This window comes from Rhodopirellula sp. UH5, from assembly GCF_056839225.1.
In genome coordinates this window covers 3,471,600-3,490,135 of record NZ_CM166390.1, presented here as the reverse complement: position 1 = coordinate 3,490,135, position 18,536 = coordinate 3,471,600, and the positions used below count along the sequence as shown (strand labels likewise).

12 protein-coding genes are annotated in these 18,536 nt (G+C 57.9%); 5 read left to right on the top strand and 7 right to left on the bottom strand.

Features of this window, described 5'->3' with window-relative positions; all coding sequences use genetic code 11:
• Positions 1 to 32: 32 nt before the first annotated feature.
• Positions 33 to 671 carry a hypothetical protein gene (locus tag UH5x_RS12365; protein WP_047815343.1) on the bottom strand — a complete coding sequence of 213 codons (639 nt, stop codon included), beginning with the start codon at positions 669 to 671 and terminating at the stop codon, positions 33 to 35.
• A 375-nt stretch (positions 672 to 1,046) separates the two neighbouring features.
• Positions 1,047 to 1,994 (bottom strand): malate dehydrogenase, encoded by a 948-nt coding sequence (gene mdh / locus UH5x_RS12360; RefSeq protein ID WP_047815342.1) that lies wholly within the window; start codon positions 1,992 to 1,994, stop codon positions 1,047 to 1,049.
• Positions 1,995 to 3,287: 1,293 nt separating this feature from the next.
• Between mdh and UH5x_RS12355 the strand changes: the two genes are divergently transcribed.
• Both UH5x_RS12355 and UH5x_RS12350 read left to right on the top strand, forming a co-directional pair.
• The gene (locus tag UH5x_RS12355) at positions 3,288 to 4,172 is read left to right on the top strand and encodes a glycosyltransferase family 2 protein (RefSeq protein ID WP_047815373.1); all 885 of its coding nucleotides are present in this window, start codon (positions 3,288 to 3,290) and stop codon (positions 4,170 to 4,172) included.
• Positions 4,173 to 4,599: 427 nt separating this feature from the next.
• The gene (locus UH5x_RS12350; RefSeq protein ID WP_236696366.1) at positions 4,600 to 6,039 is read left to right on the top strand and encodes a hypothetical protein; all 1,440 of its coding nucleotides are present in this window, start codon (positions 4,600 to 4,602) and stop codon (positions 6,037 to 6,039) included.
• Positions 6,040 to 6,081: 42 nt separating this feature from the next.
• Here UH5x_RS12350 and UH5x_RS12345 read toward each other — a convergent pair whose 3' ends face one another.
• The 3 genes from UH5x_RS12345 to tilS all read right to left on the bottom strand — a co-directional run bounded on the left by UH5x_RS12345 (position 6,082) and on the right by tilS (position 10,605).
• Entirely contained in the window at positions 6,082 to 8,400 is a 2,319-nt protein-coding gene (locus UH5x_RS12345) for an ABC transporter permease subunit/CPBP intramembrane protease (protein WP_482635815.1), read from the bottom strand.
• Positions 8,397 to 9,218 carry an ATP-binding cassette domain-containing protein gene (locus UH5x_RS12340; protein WP_047815336.1) on the bottom strand — a complete coding sequence of 274 codons (822 nt, stop codon included), beginning with the start codon at positions 9,216 to 9,218 and terminating at the stop codon, positions 8,397 to 8,399. Before UH5x_RS12340 ends, UH5x_RS12345 begins: the two co-directional genes overlap by 4 nt.
• A gap of 202 nt (positions 9,219 to 9,420) precedes the next feature.
• Complete coding sequence (tilS, locus tag UH5x_RS12335) at positions 9,421 to 10,605, bottom strand: tRNA lysidine(34) synthetase TilS (RefSeq protein ID WP_482635814.1); 1,185 nt, start codon at positions 10,603 to 10,605, stop codon at positions 9,421 to 9,423.
• Between the two features lie 294 nt (positions 10,606 to 10,899).
• On the opposite strand from tilS, the gene rny reads away from it, so the two are divergent.
• A complete protein-coding gene (gene rny / locus UH5x_RS12330; RefSeq protein ID WP_047815334.1) occupies positions 10,900 to 12,468 on the top strand; it encodes a ribonuclease Y in 1,569 nt (522 codons plus the stop codon).
• Between the two features lie 343 nt (positions 12,469 to 12,811).
• On the opposite strand, the gene UH5x_RS12325 is transcribed toward rny, so the two are convergent.
• On the bottom strand, positions 12,812 to 14,677 hold the full coding sequence (locus UH5x_RS12325) for a GntP family permease (protein WP_047815372.1): 1,866 nt from the start codon (positions 14,675 to 14,677) through the stop codon (positions 12,812 to 12,814).
• A 276-nt stretch (positions 14,678 to 14,953) separates the two neighbouring features.
• Between UH5x_RS12325 and UH5x_RS12320 the strand changes: the two genes are divergently transcribed.
• Positions 14,954 to 16,378: a class II fumarate hydratase gene (locus tag UH5x_RS12320; RefSeq protein ID WP_482635813.1), complete on the top strand. Its 1,425-nt coding sequence runs from the start codon at positions 14,954 to 14,956 to the stop codon at positions 16,376 to 16,378.
• Positions 16,379 to 16,504: 126 nt separating this feature from the next.
• On the opposite strand, the gene UH5x_RS12315 is transcribed toward UH5x_RS12320, so the two are convergent.
• Complete coding sequence (locus UH5x_RS12315) at positions 16,505 to 17,518, bottom strand: ferredoxin family protein (protein WP_482635812.1); 1,014 nt, start codon at positions 17,516 to 17,518, stop codon at positions 16,505 to 16,507.
• 191 nt (positions 17,519 to 17,709) lie between these two features.
• On the opposite strand from UH5x_RS12315, the gene UH5x_RS12310 reads away from it, so the two are divergent.
• Positions 17,710 to 18,504, top strand: a complete 795-nt coding sequence (locus UH5x_RS12310; RefSeq protein WP_047815331.1) for a (Fe-S)-binding protein — start codon at positions 17,710 to 17,712, stop codon at positions 18,502 to 18,504.
• Positions 18,505 to 18,536: the final 32 nt, after the last annotated feature.

Here is an 18,536-nt window from a genome sequence, read left to right as displayed (position 1 = left end):
AATTGGAGTGACCGCCAAGCGGCCAGTCAGGTTCACCGGTTCGGGAAGAACTGTTGGTTGATCGAGGGAACGCTTGTGCCAGGACGTTGGGGACTTGGCGCCCGATTGCTGGACTGGCCGGTCGGTGAATTCACTGTGGGGCGTGAAGGGGTGTCCTGCTTTTGAATGTCACTGAGGTTCCAGCGTTTTCCGTTCAGGCCGTCGGAAGGGTTCCAGTTCAAACCAGGAACGAACATCAGCGAGGCGATGCTGGGGCCATTGATCGATGCGGTTCCCCATTCGGTTTCGACCGTGATGAGTTTGACATCGGTCGCTCCCGTGATCGAGTCACCGTTGAGCATGACCACGGTGGTGGTCGCGTCGTTGGCGGAGGCAAAGCGAATGCCGGCAACTTCCGACAAGGGGATGCTGGCGGTGCCGAATGACGTCTGCATTTGCAGCTGAGTCGTGTCGGTCAGCGTGCCTTCGATTTTGGAATCGTTGACCAGGCCGACGGTCACGCTGAGTGGACGGGCTTTGGCAGACATCTCGGCTGCTTGGACCGGGACCGCCTTGGTCGGTTCGGCTTTCGCAGGCGATGCCTTGGGGAGTTCTTCGTCTTGGGCGTGGGCCGAGACGGAAACCACTGCCAGGGCGGCAGCCATCAAAAGGTGGAAGCAACGGCGTTTCATCGGGAAGACTCCGAGGAGATAAGCGAAGGGACTGTGCGGCTAAATGTAGGGGGGACTACCGTAGCGAAAGTCATCAAGACTTTCGGGAATTTGTCAAGCAAGCCGAAACTCTTGATGAGTTTCGCTACCCGGGCAATGAGGCCAAACCGAAACTCTTGACGAGTTTCGCTACCCGGGCAATGAGGCCAGTCGAAACTCTTGACGAGTTTCGCTACCCGAACCATTCGCTGTCACGGACCACTAGCGTAATCGATCCGCAGGATGAAAGAAGAGAGCCTGCCACTCAAAAGGGTGGAATGCTCTCTTGGCGATCGTCAAATCAGCCCATCTGGTGTGACCCGCCTGAATGAGGCGGGGCGATTCAGCGTGTCGCTTCTATTCAGCGAGCAATCCGTCCATGGTCGAAACCAGCGATTTGACCGCGTCGACGCTGTTTTGGAAGGCCTTGGTTTCTTCGTCGGTGAGCGACAATTCGATGATGCGTTCGACGCCACCGCTGCCCAGCACCACTGGAACGCCAACGTAGTAGCCGCCGACGCCGTACTCGGAATCGCAGTAAGCAGCGACAGGGACGACGCGTTTCTTGTCTTTGACGATCGCTTCGACCATTTGGGCACAAGCCGCGGCGGGAGCGTAGTAAGCGCTGCCGGTTTTCAGCAAGGAAACGATTTCGGCGCCGCCCTTGCGGGTCCGGTCAACGATTTCGTCCAAGCGTTCTTTGGAGATCAGTTGGGTGACGGGGATGCCGCCCACGCTGGTGCAGCTTGGGATCGGAACCATCGTGTCGCCGTGGCCACCCATCAACAAGGCGCTGATGTCTTCCACGCTGACGCCCAGTTCCATTGCCAGGAACGTGCGGTAGCGAGCGGTGTCCAAGACGCCAGCTTGGCCGATGACTTTGGCGGGTTCAAAGCCGGTGACTTTGAACATCTGCTGCACCATCGCGTCGAGCGGGTTGCTGACGACGATGATCACCGCGTTGGGGCTGGTGGCTTTGATTTCTTCGGCAACGCTGGTCACGATTTTCGCATTGGTGGCCAACAAATCGTCGCGGCTCATGCCTGGTTTGCGAGGCAGTCCGGCGGTGACGACGATCACATCGCTGTCGGCGGTGTCGGCGTAGTCCGTGGTGCCGACGATGTTCGAATCAAACCCCATGATTGGCGAGGCTTGCATCAGGTCGAGGGCCTTGCCGCGAGGCATGTCTTCGGTGCGTGGGATGTCCAAGAGAACGACATCGCCGAGTTCCGCTGCGGCGCACCAATGAGCACAGGTGGCACCAACATTTCCGGCTCCGACGATGGTGATTTTAGCGCGACGCATGAGAACTCTTTGGGGTGAAGGTGTGCGGGGACTGATTGGGTGAATTCTGCACTTATGGTGGCATCCGTGATTTGAGCGTCAAGAGGGCACGCGAGGGAGCTGGGCAGCCATTGAGAAACGCCGGAGGGGCTGACGGCGGTCGCAGAAGGAGGCCGCCTCGCCGAGAAATTCGACGATTTGAAACGCCGTCGCAACGATTGGAGGTCGTGCGGATTTTGAGATCGTTTTTCAGCGGGGCCGGGCATGGGACGCGGCGGGTGATGCCCTCCCCGGGATTCTCGCTGAACGCTCGCATTCCGACCCTCCCCAACTGCGTTCAGGAGGGTGAATTCAACCTCGCGAGCACGGCATTTAAAAACTGCACGATCTCATTGCCCGGGGGAAACAAGGTGTTCCGAGCGGGAATGTTCCATGCCCCGGCAGTCAGGTGAGCCAGGCGAGAGGCGAGTTGCCTGAGAGAAAAAAACGAGCCAGTTTTGCTTCCTGCAAAACTGGCGTCGCTCTGTTACCAATTCAAATTGTTACCCGATGCGAACAGTCCTTGTCGGCGATCGGAATTCAAGTTCACCAATGCACCTTGATTGCGTGAGAGAAATCAAGAAGCATCGTTGGGCAACATTAAAATGAAGGGAGTGACGTCCGTGTCAATCGAAGTATTCAAACTGCGATGTGGAGTCCAAACCGTCTCCCGTGTATCGATCACACTCGTTGTGACGAACAAAAACATGGCGAAGCCCTTCGCCATGATTCAGTCAATGGAAAGTTGCCGTGTCAATCAAATGACGCCGGACGGTGACCCCGCTTGTCCAAGGGGAACGTCGAAGAAAGTGTGAGGCGATCGGTGCTTGACAGACTGAAAAGAAATTCTGGCAAACCGCATCGAACACACTCCGTTGGAAGAGACAAATCATCGACCACAATCGGTTGAACAGAACGTTCAGTGCAACCGCTTCACAAGCTTGTGAAGGGATCGAAGATGTGTGGGTCAAGCGAGCGAAAATTTGGCGTGGTGAACCATCGATGTCAACAACAAAGTGATCAAAAAAACATTCGCGTTGACCGGTCAATTGATTTGACCTTGAAAATTGCGACTCGTTCGGGTGAAGTTTTTTTTGTCAACCAAGGGGGAACCGTGGCACGATCAGGCACGGATGCGAAGTCGCAACATCGCACATGCGAAGTCGCGTATGATGTCACGCAAACAGGTTTCCTTTTCTTGGTTGCGGCATGTTGTCCGATGGGATGATTCGATGACGTTGCGTCATCGCCGCCGTGGCACCCGGTGAACTCAACGTGAACGAACTGAACGCGTCTTCCGAACTCGTTTCGAACGAATCGCAAACGCATTTGGACCCTGCTTCAACGGGATCCGATTCTGCCGTTGAACCAAGTTACTGGTTCAGCGATGAGTACGTTGCTCGGATGCGCCAAACAATGGGGCCGGACGCTTGCCGCGCGTTGTCGATCTATCCCCTGCCCGACTCGTTTTGCTTGTCGGTGATTGTGCCGGTTTACAACGAGTGCTCGACCGTGGAGTCGGTGCTGAACTCGTTGCGCAACACCGGCCTGCCGATGCAGATCATCGTGGTGGATGATGGTTCCAACGATGGATCCGGGGAGTCATTGCAGCAATATCAAAGTGACCACAATGTCACACTGATACGACACGCGGAAAACCGAGGCAAAGGTGCGGCGATCCGCACAGCGATTGAAGCCACTCAGGGCGACGTGGTTGTGATTCAAGACGCGGACAGTGAGTACGACCCCGGCGATTTTCGGGTCATGTTGCAACCGTTGTTGGCTGGGGAAGCCGATGTGGTCTACGGCACGCGCTACGGTCATTGCGATCGCCAGGTCTCGCCGTGGTGGCATCAGGCCGTCAACGGGTTCATTTCTTGGTTAGCCAGCGTGGCAATCGGGCCGCGTTTGAGCGACGTCGAAACCTGTTACAAGATGGCTCGCCGTGAGAGTTTCTTGGGCATTCTGCCGCAGTTGAAGGAAAACCGCTTCGGAATTGAAATCGAGTTGACGGCTCGCTGGGCGCGGAAAGGGTTGCGTTTCACAGAGCGTCCCATTCGTTACCACCACCGCTGGTACGACGAAGGCAAGAAGATCACTTGGCGGGACGGGGTCGCTGCTCTGGGGTGCATCTTTCGTTACGGATTGCTCCGTCGATGATCTGCGAGCGGGGCTGCAACGCGGAGTAGCGCAGGCGAACGGATCGCGATGCAGGGTTATCCCGCACAGAGGCTTCAAATTGGGCGGCTGAACAGAACGACAGGATGAAGCGATTGGGTTTCACGTCGCAGGTGTTTCACGCAGTGGTTGTTTCGTGAAAAAGAAACGCTTGTGGCCGTCTGTTTCACGGCCCTGGGCGGTCGCGGAATCGTCTTCCAGACAGGGGAATTCGACCCCGTTTCGATCTGTTCTTTTCCAGGCCGAGTTGGGTATGGTCGCAATCGTGAAACGGAGACTCGACGAGGTCTCGAAAGCCAGTTCACTGATGGGCTTTCGCGGACGCTGACCAGCGATTGAGCGCAGGTCGTTGTCTTGTTGGAAATCCGTTTTCGTCAGCCCACCCCATGCGGTGCGAAGGATTCGCCAAATGCACGAACGGACGATGCGAGCCGTGGCTCGAGGTTTGTTCGTTGCCTGCTGCGCGGTTCCGACCTGCGTGACGATGCTGATCATCCTCGTGATGTGGTCGCCGTGGTATCACCGCCGATGCATCCGGGCGACGGAAGCCACGCTTGCGCTGCAAACTGGTTTGGATGTTCGAATCGGTTCGCTGGAACGCGTCAGCCCAACGACATGGCAGCTGGGCGACGTTCAATTGCGAGACAATGAAACCAAGCAATCGATCGGCCGGATTCGGATTGTTTCCTGGGTGCAAGAGGACGACCGCACGATCGTTCGGTTGAGCCAACCTGAGATTCGCGCGGAGTATCTCGACGACGTGTGGCAGTTGGTTCATGACCGATTTCTTTGTCGGCCCGAGCACACGCTGCATCCGATTCGGTTGGCCGCTGATGACCTGACGATCCAGTCCGCGCATTCTCAAATCACGGTTCGTGATTTGGACGGCAGAATCTTACCGGGCGAGAAAGAAGTCTCCGCCGTTTTGTATTGCATGCTGGCGGGGGAACGACCCGACATTGAACCGATGGAAATTGAAATCAAACGTCGCCGTGACGAGGGGCAGCCACGAACCAGCGTTGCGTTGCGAACCGGCGAACTGAACGCACCACTTGCCTGGTTGGCGGGCTATCATCCCGCGTTTGAAAAACTGGGCGACGAGGCAACGTTCCATGGTGCAGCCAAGCTGTCTCAGGTGCCCAGTCAAGCTGGAGCAGGGGCGGCTGGTTTGGTTTGGATGTTGGATCTCAGCAGCGCTCGAATCGAGAACATCGACATGGCGAGGATGACGGAGTTCTTGCCGCATCGTTTGGTCGGCAAGGGATCGTTGCAGTTGAACCGTTGCCAGATTGTTCCTGGTGGCGTGGTGGATGTCGACGGGGTGGTTCAGATCACACGTGGCTGGATCTCTGCGTCGCTGTTGCCGCGTTTGGCAGAAGACTTGGGGTGCCAGTTGTCCACCGCGGTTCCGGATGACTTTCCATTTGATTTGATTGCGATCGACTTTGATTTGTACGACGGCAAGCTCGCGATGGAGGGCTTGTGCAACAGTCAGCGCGGGTTTGAAAAGATGCCGCCTGGAACGATGTTGTGCGCTGGGGGCCAGCCGATTGTGAGGACCGGTCCTCAACAGATTGCAGCGACTCAATTGATGCGTCTGTTCGCGGCTCCGCACAGCGTGTCGGTGCCAGTCTCCGGCCAAACGCTGGAGATGCTTTGGTTGCTTCAACCGCCTCGCGGTCCGCTCACGTTGAATGATTCCATTGGGAGTGTGCCGGGAACGCCACGAGTCGATGAATCAGGGCTGCCTGTTGGTCAAGATGCACCCCGGGTTTCGGGACGCATCAGCGGGTTTCAATCGGCTCCTGCTCCGAACGATGTGCCATCCCAACCACGTGGCTATTGGTAAGCAAGACGAAACAAGACCAGTCGTCGGTCCTTGGGCAGCGGTTCATTGCGTGGCCGGTGAAAGTCGCTTCAAGGCTGGGTCGGTGACGTTGCTGCCCAAGCTCACGCGATCAGCCAGCGCATCATGGCTGTTGATGGAATCCGCTTCTTGCGTGATTCGGTAAACTCCAGCCAAGCAAGCGGCGGAAACGATGAAGCAACATGCCGTCCAGTAAGGATGGTACGCCGGTCCATTGGCCGAGTTTTGAATCAGCTCATTCAAGATCGGCAGATCCAATTCAGTGACCCGTTGCAGCGACACCGAGAGGGCATTGTTGCAGAAGTGAATCGCGATGCCTGGCAACACGCTTCCAGTTCGCAGTGCGATCCAGCCGAGCAGCAATCCCATGAACGTGGCTGAAATGGATTGTTGAAGCACGCCATGCGAGATGCCAAACATCAACGCGGTGACCAAGACGGCTCGCAACGGGTGGCCGCCGCGGACCAGTCCGCCAAAGATGAATCCGCGGTACGTGAGCTCTTCACAGATCGCAGGCACAAACGCCATCAACAGGATCACCGATGTCCACGGGGCCGATGCGATTTGCTGAGTGAACGGCAGCATGGCCTCGACCGCTTGGTCACTGAGTGGGTACATCACGCTGATCCATCCAGCCAATTGGATGTAGAGCGGATGAAGCATGACACAGAGCACGCCGATGACCGGCCAAATTCGCCAGTTTGGAAGATTGAGTCGCAGGCTGGTGCGCAGAGAGGTGGTCAGCATGACCGACATCAACAACGTCGGAGCCAAGATCAATCCGAGTTGGGGGATCAGGACCAGCGTCGCGATGCCCGCAAAGGTGGTTGGCATCTCGGTCACGGCTAGTTTGCCAAAGAAGAGTCCGACGAGCACCACGGCTCCGCATCCAAAGGCGACGGTGGGAGTGGCTGCCAATTGGCGGTCACGCCATAGGTGTCGGAACCAAGCCCCGAGTTCCCACTGGTCGCCATCACCAAACAAAACGGATTCGGATTCGAACTGGCGGCGGGCCCACTGAACGGCCAACCACAGGCAAATGCCCGTGACAAGTGCAACGGTCGGAACGTACGTCAAGGCTTCGACCATGTGTCCCTCGACCAGAGTTCTGACGAGCAAGAACATCCCGGTGACGGGAATCAAGCTGGTGCCCAAGCTCAGCGTCGTGCCTGGCAACATCGGTAGCAAGACCAGTGGCAGTGTCAGCATCATCAGCGGCATCAGGTAGTACTGGCCTTCCTTGCTGCTGCGTGCCATGGCGGCGACCGCGAGAGCCAATGCGCTGAACAAGGCTGACAGCGGAATCAGGGCCACGAACAACCACAGCATCGGGATCAAGGGCGGCGTTCCCATGGAGCCGCCCGCGGGACCAATCGCGATTTGGTTGAACACAAACGTGCTGGTGACCAGCATCGAGCAGGCGTTGAGGATCGCGGTCATCATGCTGAATGACATCACCGCGCCGAGCTTGCCCCAAACGATTTCACTTCGAAGCGTGGGGCTGCAGAGCAACGTTTCCAGCGTTCCACGTTCTTTCTCACCAGCGACCAAGTCGATCGCAGGATAGAACGCGCCGGTCATCGCCCAGATCAGCATGATGAAAGGCAGAAGCTTGCTCCAAAACGCTGCTTCGCGAGTTCGCTCCGGGGCGATGTCGACGTCACGGACTTGGAACGGATCCAAGACCGAAAGCTCCATCCCGGCCGAGGACAATCGATTGCGAACCCAGGTTCCACGCCAGTGATTCAAGATCGAGGCCATGCGCTCTCTCGCGACCAGAGACTGGTCCGAGGCAACGTTGTAAAACAGCCCGATGGTGCCTTGTTGGTTGGGCTGGGTTGAGCTGGTTTCTGAGAGAGGTGTTTCAAAACAGATCACGCAGTCATAGATGCCGTCGCGAACCCAGCTTTCACTTCGTTCGCTCAAATCACCGGTGCGTGCCAGTTCGCTGGTTCGAAAAGTCGTCACGTTGACGTTGCGAACATCTTCGGAGACCGCATCGGCAAATCGGTACTGTGGCAGTGCTTTCTCTGGCGTGTCGGTGTCTTCCGCTTCTTTCTCCACCAGCAGCGGAGGGATGTCACCAGTCGCGGCGGCTTGGACATGTTCCATTCCGATCACGCACACCGAGATCGGATGTTGTTGGGTGAACTGCGCGATCTGCAGCAGCAGCATTCCGACGATGGGATACAGCAAGATCGGCAGAACAATGATCGTGAACAGGGTGCGACGGTCTCGCAATTGATCTCGCATTTCGCGTGCGTAGATCAAGCCGATGGTTTCCAGTCGCGGTCGATTGGCTTTGGCGGCCCGCTCGCGTTTTTGTTGGGATGATTCGCTCATTGAACTGCCTCCGTGGTAGCGAGCACTTGGCCACTGTCTTGGTCGTTTTGGGATGCTTCGTGTTGTTCGTTGGCTTCGGCGGTTTCGTGTTCGCTGAGCAGCGAGAAGAACAGTTCTTCGAAGTTTTCTTCTTCGTGCCGGTCGACCAGTTCACCCAAGGTGCCCGAGTCCAAAATGCGTCCGCGATGCATGATCGCGATTCGGTCGCACAACCGTTCCACCTCGCTCATGATGTGAGTCGAAAAGATCAGGCACTTGCCCGCGTCTCGTAATTCGCGAATGACTTCCAGCAGGTTGCGAGCGACCAGCACGTCCAGTCCGAGCGTTGCTTCGTCAAACACGAGCACCGGTGGGTCGTGCACCAAGGCTCGAGCAATCGAAACTTTTTGCTGCATGCCGGTGGACATCTTGCTGCCCGGAACATCGCGAAACTCATTCATCCGAAGTTGGCTGAACAACTTTTCGAGTCGATCGTTCAGTTCGTCGCGTTGCATGCCATGAAGGCGGCCGAAGTAACCGACCATCTCCCAGGCTGTCATGCGGTCATAGATCGCGGTGTTGTTGCTGACGAAACCGATGCGGCGACGGACTTCGGTCGGCTCATGGGACACGTCGTAGCCATTGATCGTGGCGATCCCGGAACTGGGACGCAGCACGGTCGAGAGGATCCGCAGGACCGTGGTTTTTCCGGCGCCGTTGGGGCCGAGCAGTCCAAAGATTTCTCCCGGTTGGACACAAAATGAAATGTGGTCAACGGCCAAGAAACGTCCCCGACGAAGGTCCTCGTAGGCCTTCGACAGGTGTTGGACATGAATCATGAGGTATCAGCCAGGCTCGAATGCAAACGGTCAGTCAGCGGTTCCCGGCGCTTGCACGTGGGTTCCTTTGGGAACCGTAACTCTCAGCGGCGTGTCAGGCGTGATTCCATTCCCTGAATGCGGGCCGCAGGAGTCAAACCGATGACGTGATGGACCGTTTGTTGGGCTTGGTCCGGTCGAATGGATTGTGTCGAGGGCACCGTCAGTTGGCGGGGCTTGGGCACCGCAAGACCAGGCAATCCATTTGCTGATCCAGGAAGATCCCTCCAGGAAAAGGGCCGGTATGGTTGATGGAATCGGAGGGTGGGGGTGTCATGGTCGCTGCACACGCAAGCATCGCCAGTCGCTGCCAATGTTCCATCGTCATGGAGCCTCGCGGCCAACCCAGTTGGTCCCATGCCAATTGGCTCGCCGCGACGATGATCGGACGCTCGGTCATCCAGTCCTGAATGGTTGCCACCTCACGGTTGTGTGAGTGGGCTTGGGTGGGGTTTGCCAATCGCCGCGTGTGAATGATCCATTGATTTTCACCCAAATCAGTGTGCATTTCCAGCCAGCGGTGAGCCAGTCGACGCATCATCTCATTCGTTTCGCGTTGCAGTTGAGCGGCGCGGTGAATTGCCTCAACCGCGGTTGGGTACCGGTCCTCAATCAGTGGCAGCACATCGTGCCGAAGCCAGTTGCGGGTGTAGTGAGTGAGTTGGTTGCTGGCGTCTTCCCGCCAGGGTTGTCCGATTTCACGAAGCCCTGCTCGCAGCGTTTCGCGACGGACTTGGAGAAGCGGACGCCGCACAACCAGGTCCGTGTCCAGGTCCGATGTTTCGGCGATGCCGGCCAACCCCAGGGGGCCTGTGCCGCGAATGAAATGGTGCAGCATTGTTTCCGCTTGGTCGTCGGCAGAATGAGCCAGCGCCACGTACCGGCAGCCATGTTGCTGCGCTGTTTGTTTGAAAAATTCACGACGGATTTGACGCAAGGTGCCTTCGTCGCTGGCTGGGCGTGAAGCGGCGGTTTCGTTCGGCTGGCGAACGGAATGTGTCACGCAGGGCAATTGCAGTTGCTGGCAGAGTTCACGGACGAATGCTTCGTCGGCATCGGATTCTTTGCCGCGAAGGCCATGGTTGCAATGGGCAACGATCAACGGGGCGGTGACGCGAGTCCGGTTTGGCTCCGTGGTATTGATCGCAGCGGAGTCCTCCGCCCACAGTTCCGCGAGCAGTCGAATCAGCGCGACGCTGTCCGCACCGCCGCTGCACCCGACCAGGGTTGCGACGTCGGAGGATCGGCCGTGCCGGTTGGGCCACGAAGTGCGAATCGCATCCTGCAAGGACCGCCAGTGGGCGGTCGCGTTGAAATGGGAGGGCTCGTCGGGATGGGGTGGATGCACGTGGCCGATCATTTGGTGGTATGGGGGCGTCCAAGGGGCTCGTGTCCGTTTCCTGCGTCAGTTGGGTCGGTTACACTCGCGATTCCGTCTTAACACCACCGCTTTCAATCCCGTGCTTTGCATTGGACGTTTTGCTCATGTGGCTGATAATTTATCTGCTGTTCCCTCGCTTTGCGACCGTTGGCGTTCTGTTTGCCAACCCGGTGTCGCTGCGATCATGTGTGAAGCAAGGCGTTTTGCACCACCTCGACCTTCGGTGCACGCCTGGGATGAACAAGCGGCTTCGAGAATCTAATGAATCCGCAACTCGCCTCCACCATCCTTTATTGCCTCTTCTTCTTTTTCCTCGGTATTGCTGCCGTCCTGGCCTTCATCCAGCGTCAGGCCGTCAAACGCCGCGAACGGCTTGAGGCCGAAGCCGAAGCGGTTCTCGAAACCGCACGCCGAGAAGCTGAAACACGAGGCAATCAAATCATCGTCGACGCTCGCGAAAACGCATTGGCTATCAAGGCCAATGCAGATCGCGAAGTGGCAGCGATGCGCGAAACGGAACAAATTCGCGATCGCAAACTGGATGCTCGCGAAGACCAGTTGGCCTCCGGTCAAGAGTCCTTGCGCAAAGCCCAGCGTGGTTTGGAGAGCAGCCAAACGCGTCTCGCCGCGCAAATGCGAAATCTGACCGAGCAACGTGCCGAACTGGATCGTTTGGTTCAAGAAAGCCAGCGGGCACTCGAGAAGGTCAGTGGCATGACGGAAGAGCAAGCCGCTGAGAAATTGATGCAGTCGCTGCGGCAAGACCTCGAACACGAAATCGGTTCGACGGTGTTGAAGCATCAGCGTGAGTTGGCCCGACGCGTCGACGCCCAGGCTCGCGAAATGTTGTTGACGGCGATGCAGCGTTACGCGTCGGTGCACACCGCCGACACGACCACCAGCACCGTGGGGGTGCCGACCGATGACATGAAGGGCCGGATCATCGGCCGCGAAGGTCGCAACATTCGAGCGTTTGAAAAAGCCACCGGTGTGGATCTGATCATCGATGACACCCCTGGTGTGGTCGTGGTCAGTGGCTTTGATCCGGTCCGCCGTGAGGTGGCGCGGATGTCACTCGAAAAACTGATCGCCGACGGCCGGATTCATCCATCGAAGATTGAGGAAACGGTCGAGCAGGCTGGCAAAGAGATCCAGTCGTTCATCTTGCAAAAGGGGCAGGAGGCTGCCAGCGAAGTCAACGTGTCGGGGTTGCATGATCGCGTGATTGAAATGCTCGGGCGGCTGCACTTCCGAACCTCCTACAGCCAGAACGTGTTGCGGCACAGCGTGGAAGTGGCGTTTCTGGCCGGCATGATGGCTGAAATGATAGGTCTGGATGGCGATCTGGCGCGTCGTTGTGGGTTGCTGCACGACATCGGAAAAGCCGCCGATCACGAACTGGAAGGTGGGCACCCCAAGATCGGTGCTGACCTGCTGCGTCGCAGCAAAGAGAACGATGAAGTGGTGCATGCCGCCAAGGGCCACCACGACGAAATCGTGACGGAGTTTCCTTACACGATGTTGGTCGCCACCGCCGATGCCTGCAGTGCGTCTCGGCCCGGTGCCCGTCGTGAATCGCTGGAACGTTACGTCAAGCGCATGGAAGAGCTGGAATCGATCGCTCAACGTTTTGATGGCGTGCAACAGGCCTACGCCATCTCGGCGGGGCGCGAATTGCGAGTGATGGTCGGCAGCCAACAGGTCAGCGACGAACGAGCCGCTGCGATCTGCCGCGACATCGCCTCGACGTTCGAAAAGGAACTGACCTACCCCGGTGAAATCAAAGTCACCGTGGTCCGCGAAGCTCGCTTCACCAACACCGCGAAGTAAGAATTGGCGTTCCGATAGCGAATGCAATTTTTCTTCCGGCTTCTGTTTTTCTTCATCCCGGTAGGGATTTCAGATGGTAGCCGGGGGTTGCTGCGTAGCAGCGTACCCCCGGAAAACGAGCTTCCATCAACTCTCCATCCCGCCGTGGGGGGCGTGTCCATCGGTGACGCGATCGCTTGCCGACGGCTACCCTCTGATATCCCTAGCCGGATGGAAACTTGTGCAAACGCATGGCCGCCACAAGCCCAAACATTTCGCAGCCCAGGCTGACGCCTAAACGGCTCACCTAGAACTGCTTCGACGGCCTGGGAAGGCCATCGTACATCCAGCTGGCCATCGCACCTCAGCCAGCCATTGGGATGACTTGGCTGAGGATGATCGTGGTGACCAAGCCACCGATCGAGAGTGTGGCCAGCAGCGGCGTCCAGCTTCGCAGCGATTCACCTTCGGTCAGGCCACCCATTTTGGTGAACACCCAGAAACCGCTGTCGTTCATCCAGCTGCCCATCAGTGATCCGCTGCCCACGGCGGTCGCAACGTAAACCAAGTGGAACGGAGGCTGTTGTTCACCAAGGATGGCAGCCATCATTCCGGCGCCGATGATCATGGCGACGGTGCTGCTGCCTTGGGCCACTTTCAAGACCGCGGAAATCGACCAGGCCAGCAAGAGAATTGCGAGTCCCGCGGCTTCACGGCCTTCGAAGAACTGTTGGATCGTGTCTGCGATGTTGGTCGCACTGAGCATCGCTCCAAAAGCACCGCCGGCGGCGGTGATCAGGATAATGACGCCGCCGCTCATCAACGATTCTTCCACGTCCACGCCGACTTCTCGCCAGGACAATTGGCGGACAATCTTGAAGGTCAGGATGGCTGACAAAGCGGCCAGCAACAACGCAAAGTTGGGGTTGCTCCACAGCCCCAGTGAATTGGCGGTCTTTCGCATCGAAGTGTCCCAGCGATGCGGGGCCAGCAGTTCAGGGTAGGCCGAGTCCAACAGGGCACGGTTCATGCGGCGGCGATCGACCGGCTTCATGCGAAGTTGATCGGCGGCCATGAGTTTGCTGCTGACCTCGGGGATCTCGACGTCGTCAAACGCATCCGCGTCGTAGAAATCGGGGTCGAGCAACGCCTCGTTCATGGCAGCCAAAAACAGGGATTCTTGTTCGGGGCTGGTGGGCGGTGTCTTGAGCGTTTGACGTTGTTCGTCGGTCAGTTTGGAGCTGCCGACCAATCGTCCGGCGGGTGACATTTCGCTGGCGTTCACAAATTTTTCGCTCAGCAGTTCAAAGCTTTCAATGTCGGCCGCGGCGATGGCCGCGCGATCTTCTTTGTCGGCCAAGGTCGTCGCCAGGGTCCCGGCACCGATCAAAGCGACAGGCAGAACCACCGGCAGCATGGACGACCACAGCGACGGCAGTTGTGCTTCGGCCAAGGGTTCGTGTTTGTCTTCGTTGGCGCCCAGCGGACGCATCGGCACCGGCATCTTTTTATCGACGATGACCGAGAAAAGGAGGCCCAGGATTGCGGAGGGAATCGCGACCGCGGCCCCGACTGCCATCATCATTCCAATGTCCACGCCCAAGATCGCGGAGACCAGCAAGGGGCCGGGGGTCGGCGGTACCAAGGTGTGCGTGATCGCCCCACCCGTGGCGATTGCCATCAAGTACCGCAGATAATGGGATTGAGTTCGTTTGTGAAGGCTGCGAGCGAGCGGAACGAGGAGGTAAAAGACGGTGTCAAAGAACACCGGCACGGCCAGGATGAAACCGCTGATCATCAGGCCCAGGGAGGCTTTTTTTTCTCCGGTGATTCCGACCGCGGTGCGAACGATTCGGTCCGCGGACCCGCTGTCCAGCATGCATTTGCCGATGATCGCGGCCATCGCGATGACGATGCCCACCCCGCCTGCGGAACTTCCGAAGGCGGACACCACGGCATTCATCCGAGTGCCCGCGTCGGCATCGGTTTGAAAGCCCACCAACAGGCTGACGAACAGTGCCGAGATGATCAACGCCAGGAAGGCATTGAGTTTCAACCCGATGATCATCGCCAGCACGCTGACGATGCCGGCCAAAACCATCCAAATGGGCGTCATTGAGATCGATTCCGTCGCTTGCTGGCCCGCGTCCAAGGCGGCATCCGCGGCAAAAGCATCGCCGGCAAAAATCGCGAGCGAGAACAGACCTAAACAAGCGGCCAAGCGTTTCATCGCCGACCCATTATCCCAAGGCATCATCCGGTTCGTATCCAATGTCGATTTGAAGGACCAAAGTTTCAGGGAAGGCAGTTTGCCACCCAGTTTCGGTCGCTGTGTGGTGCGATTCATTCCCTACGTTTCGACCGAGCGTCAGATCGTAGCAGAAACCATCGCTGAGTTTGGGTTTCGGGCGTCGTTCGCGCCGTTTGGGTGGATTGCTAGGATGGTTGTCCCGACGGTTTTTTGCTTTTGTTGACCCGTTTCACTCTCAGTTGATCCAACCACGCCATGACCGATTTTCGAACCGAACGCGACTCGATGGGCGAAGTCCGCGTGCCGCAAAACGCTTACTACGGTGCCCAGACTCAACGTGCGGTCGAGAACTTTCCCGTCAGCGGATGGCAGCTCCCCCCGTCGATGATCGCCGCGATGGGACGCGTCAAATTGGCGTGTGGGATCGCGAACCGTGATCTCGGAAAACTGACCGGTTCTGGCAAGAACCCGCTCAGCGATGGACAAGTCGAATCGATGTTGTCGGCGGCCAAAGAAGTCGCTGCTGGGCAGCTTGCTGACCAGTTCCCCGTGGACGTGTTCCAAACGGGTAGCGGCACCAGCAGCAACATGAATGTCAATGAAGTGCTGTCCAATCGAGCGATCGAAATCGATGGTGGCGACCGGATGGCCGAGGCAAAGTCGATTCACCCCAATGATCACATCAACATGGGGCAATCGACCAACGACACTTTCCCGACTGCGATTCACGTTGCCGCGGCCTATGAAATTGAGAATCGGTTGCTGCCCGCGTTACGACGCATGCACGAGTCGCTGACGGAAAAAGCCCAGGCCTGGGACAAGATCATCAAGATCGGACGCACTCACCTGATGGACGCAACGCCGTTGCGGTTGGGGCAAGAGTTCGGCGGCTTTGCGAGACAGGTCGAATTGTCGATCGCCCGCGCTGAAGCGGCCCGAGACGCGGTCTTGGAATTGCCGGTTGGTGGCACGGCGGTTGGCAGCGGGATCAACACGCACCCTGAGTTTGGTGCCCGCGTCGCAGCCAGTTTGTCCGAGCAAACCGGGATCGCGTTCATCGAAGCGGTCAACCACTTCGAAGGCAATGCCAATCGCGATGGGTTGGTCGATTCGCACGGCGGGCTGAAATGCATCGCTCAAACCATGCTCGGGTTGGCGAACAACATTCGCTGGTTGGGCAGTGGCCCTCGTTGTGGTTTCTATGAAGTCAAATTGCCGACTCGCCAACCAGGGAGTTCAATCATGCCCGGCAAGGTCAACCCGGTGATGTGCGAGTCGTTGATGCAGGTCGCCGCGCGCGTGATCGGCAACGACACCTGCATGACGGTCAGCGGCGGATGCGGCGGCAACTTCCAGCTCAACATCATGATGCCCGTGATGGCTCACACCATCTTGGAATCCATTGAGTTGTTGGCCGGTGGCGTGACCGCCTTCATCGATTTCTGCTTGGATGGCATGGAACCCAACGAGGAAGCCTGCGAAGCCGCGGTGGAGCAGAGCCTTTCGATGTGCACGAGCTTGAACCCGTTGATCGGCTACGAACAAGCCGCGGCGCTAGCCAAGGAAGCGTTCAAGTCTGGCCAAACGATTCGCGAGCTGTGCCAAGAAAAAGGAATCTTGGCCGACGACGTTCTGACCGAGGCCTTGGATCCTTGGAAGATGACCGAACCGCAAGCGTAGCTCCGGTTTTCATCGGATATTTTCGACCAAGCAAGAGAGGCGGGCTCGCTGCCACGCCCATTTGCAGACGTCGTGCAGTTTCGAAGTGCGGTGCATCACCTGCTTGGGGCGGGGCGCCGCTGCGGCCTACAGATCCAGTTCGTCCAGCGAATCGATCAAGCGATCCAGGTTGTCCTTGGGCTTCTCACTCAAGGCAGCTTGTCGCTTTTTCAGGTTGTCATCGATTCCAACTGCCTCACGTCCGGTGAGCAGCAACTGTTCATCGCGTTCTCGGGCGGCGGTGGCGATCGGGTCGCCCTTGTCGGTGGGAGCACCAAACAACTGCGACAGGTCGATCTTGAAACCTTCGTCGCCTTCGGTCACAGCACCAGCGATCGCGGGGGCTTTGTGCTGTGGGAAAATGATCGCGTTTTCGGGACACACGCGACTGCAGGCAGGGCAACCTTTGCGGCAGTTGTCAGGTTGCTCCACCAAGATGTTTTCGACTCCATCCACGCCGTAGACGCCGAACAAGCAGAAGTCGATGCACTCCATGCAGTTCGTGCAGCGACTGAAATCGATGACCGGGTACCAACGTCGGCTGGTCGTTTCATCGACTTCGACAATCTTTCCGCCGACAATCGGCAGCGATTGATCGGGCTCGGCGGCGATGTTCAGGATGCGTTTGATTTCGCCGATGAAATCGTCCACGGACTCGGAGACCTTCAGGTCCAGGCAGTGAATGGTTCGGTCGGGGCGAGGGTACAGGTCGGTCACCCGGTCGACGGCTTCTGGCTCGTCGCCGGCTGAATCGGAGGATTCCGAGTCTGGGAGCGACAATTCTTCCTCGTCGTCTTCGTCTGCCCCCAGTTCGACTTCGCCGGTGGCCCCGCCGATCCCGTTGCGGTCCAGGACCCAGTGAGCGGCTCGCGAGAAGATCCAGCTGCAGACGATCAGGTCGCCCTCGATCTTTTGCAGCAGTTCCAGGGATTCACCACCCTTGGGCAAATCGTACAAGTGAGGCACCATGATGACCTCGACGCCGTCGAGCTGGCCCGCGGCCTGTGCGATCGCCGATTCCAGCCCTCGTTTGGCCGGATTGCGAGATTGTCCCTTGGAAACAACCAGCGTGCACGTGGTGGGTTTGACGGCGGAGATCATGTTTCATCCGAAGGAGGCGAATGGGGCGCGACTTCATCCTGACTCTTGAGACGCGACAAATCAACCGGAACCATTTCCGCGGAGGGCGTTCTCTCCGGCCCTGGACCGTTAGTCTATACTCTCTGCGTTAGCGCAATCTGTTTGCTCACGCACGCGATTTTCCTCTTTTCTGCCTTTTTGCCCAGCCTCGCATGTCTGTTGCTCTGTTCATTCCCTGCTACATCGACCAGTTCTTTCCCGATGTCGCGATCGCGACATTGACGTTGCTGGAACGCTTGGGGGTCCAAGTGGAGTATCCCGCCGGGCAAACCTGTTGCGGGCAACCAATGGCGAACACTGGATGCGATGCCGAAACGGCTCCGGTGGCCAAGCAGTGGGTGGAGCGGTTTGCTGGGTATGACGCTGTGGTGTGCCCCTCCGGCAGCTGTGCGTCGATGATTCGGAACCATTACGCCGATTACTTTGGTCCCGATGACACCGAATTCCAGCATTTGCGTGAAAACACGTATGAGCTGTGCGAGTTCATTGTGGATCGCCTGGGAGTCCGATCGATTCCCGGACGGTATCCACGGCCGGCGAGCATTCACTCCAGTTGCCACGGTCTGCGAGAATTGCGGCTGGGCGCGTGCAGTGAAAACATGACGCCGCGGGAAGACAAAATGCGGCTGTTACTGGAATCGCTGGATGGAATCGAGCTGAAGTCACTCACCCGCGTGGACGAATGCTGTGGTTTTGGAGGGACGTTTGCGGTTGCTGAACGAGAGACCAGTGTGGCGATGGGAATCGATCGCGTGACGGATCACATCTCGTCCGGCAGTGAAGTGATGATTGCCGGTGACATGAGCTGTCTGATGCACATGGGCGGGTTGATCCGCCGGCGCAACATGCCGATGTCGGTCAAACACATTGCCGAGGTGTTGGTGGAGGCGATGCAGGAAGGTTCCCCCGACGCGGACCGAGCTTCCTCAGCGTTGACGAATCCCTGACCGTTTGACGGTTTCGGCGTTCTTGTTTGTTT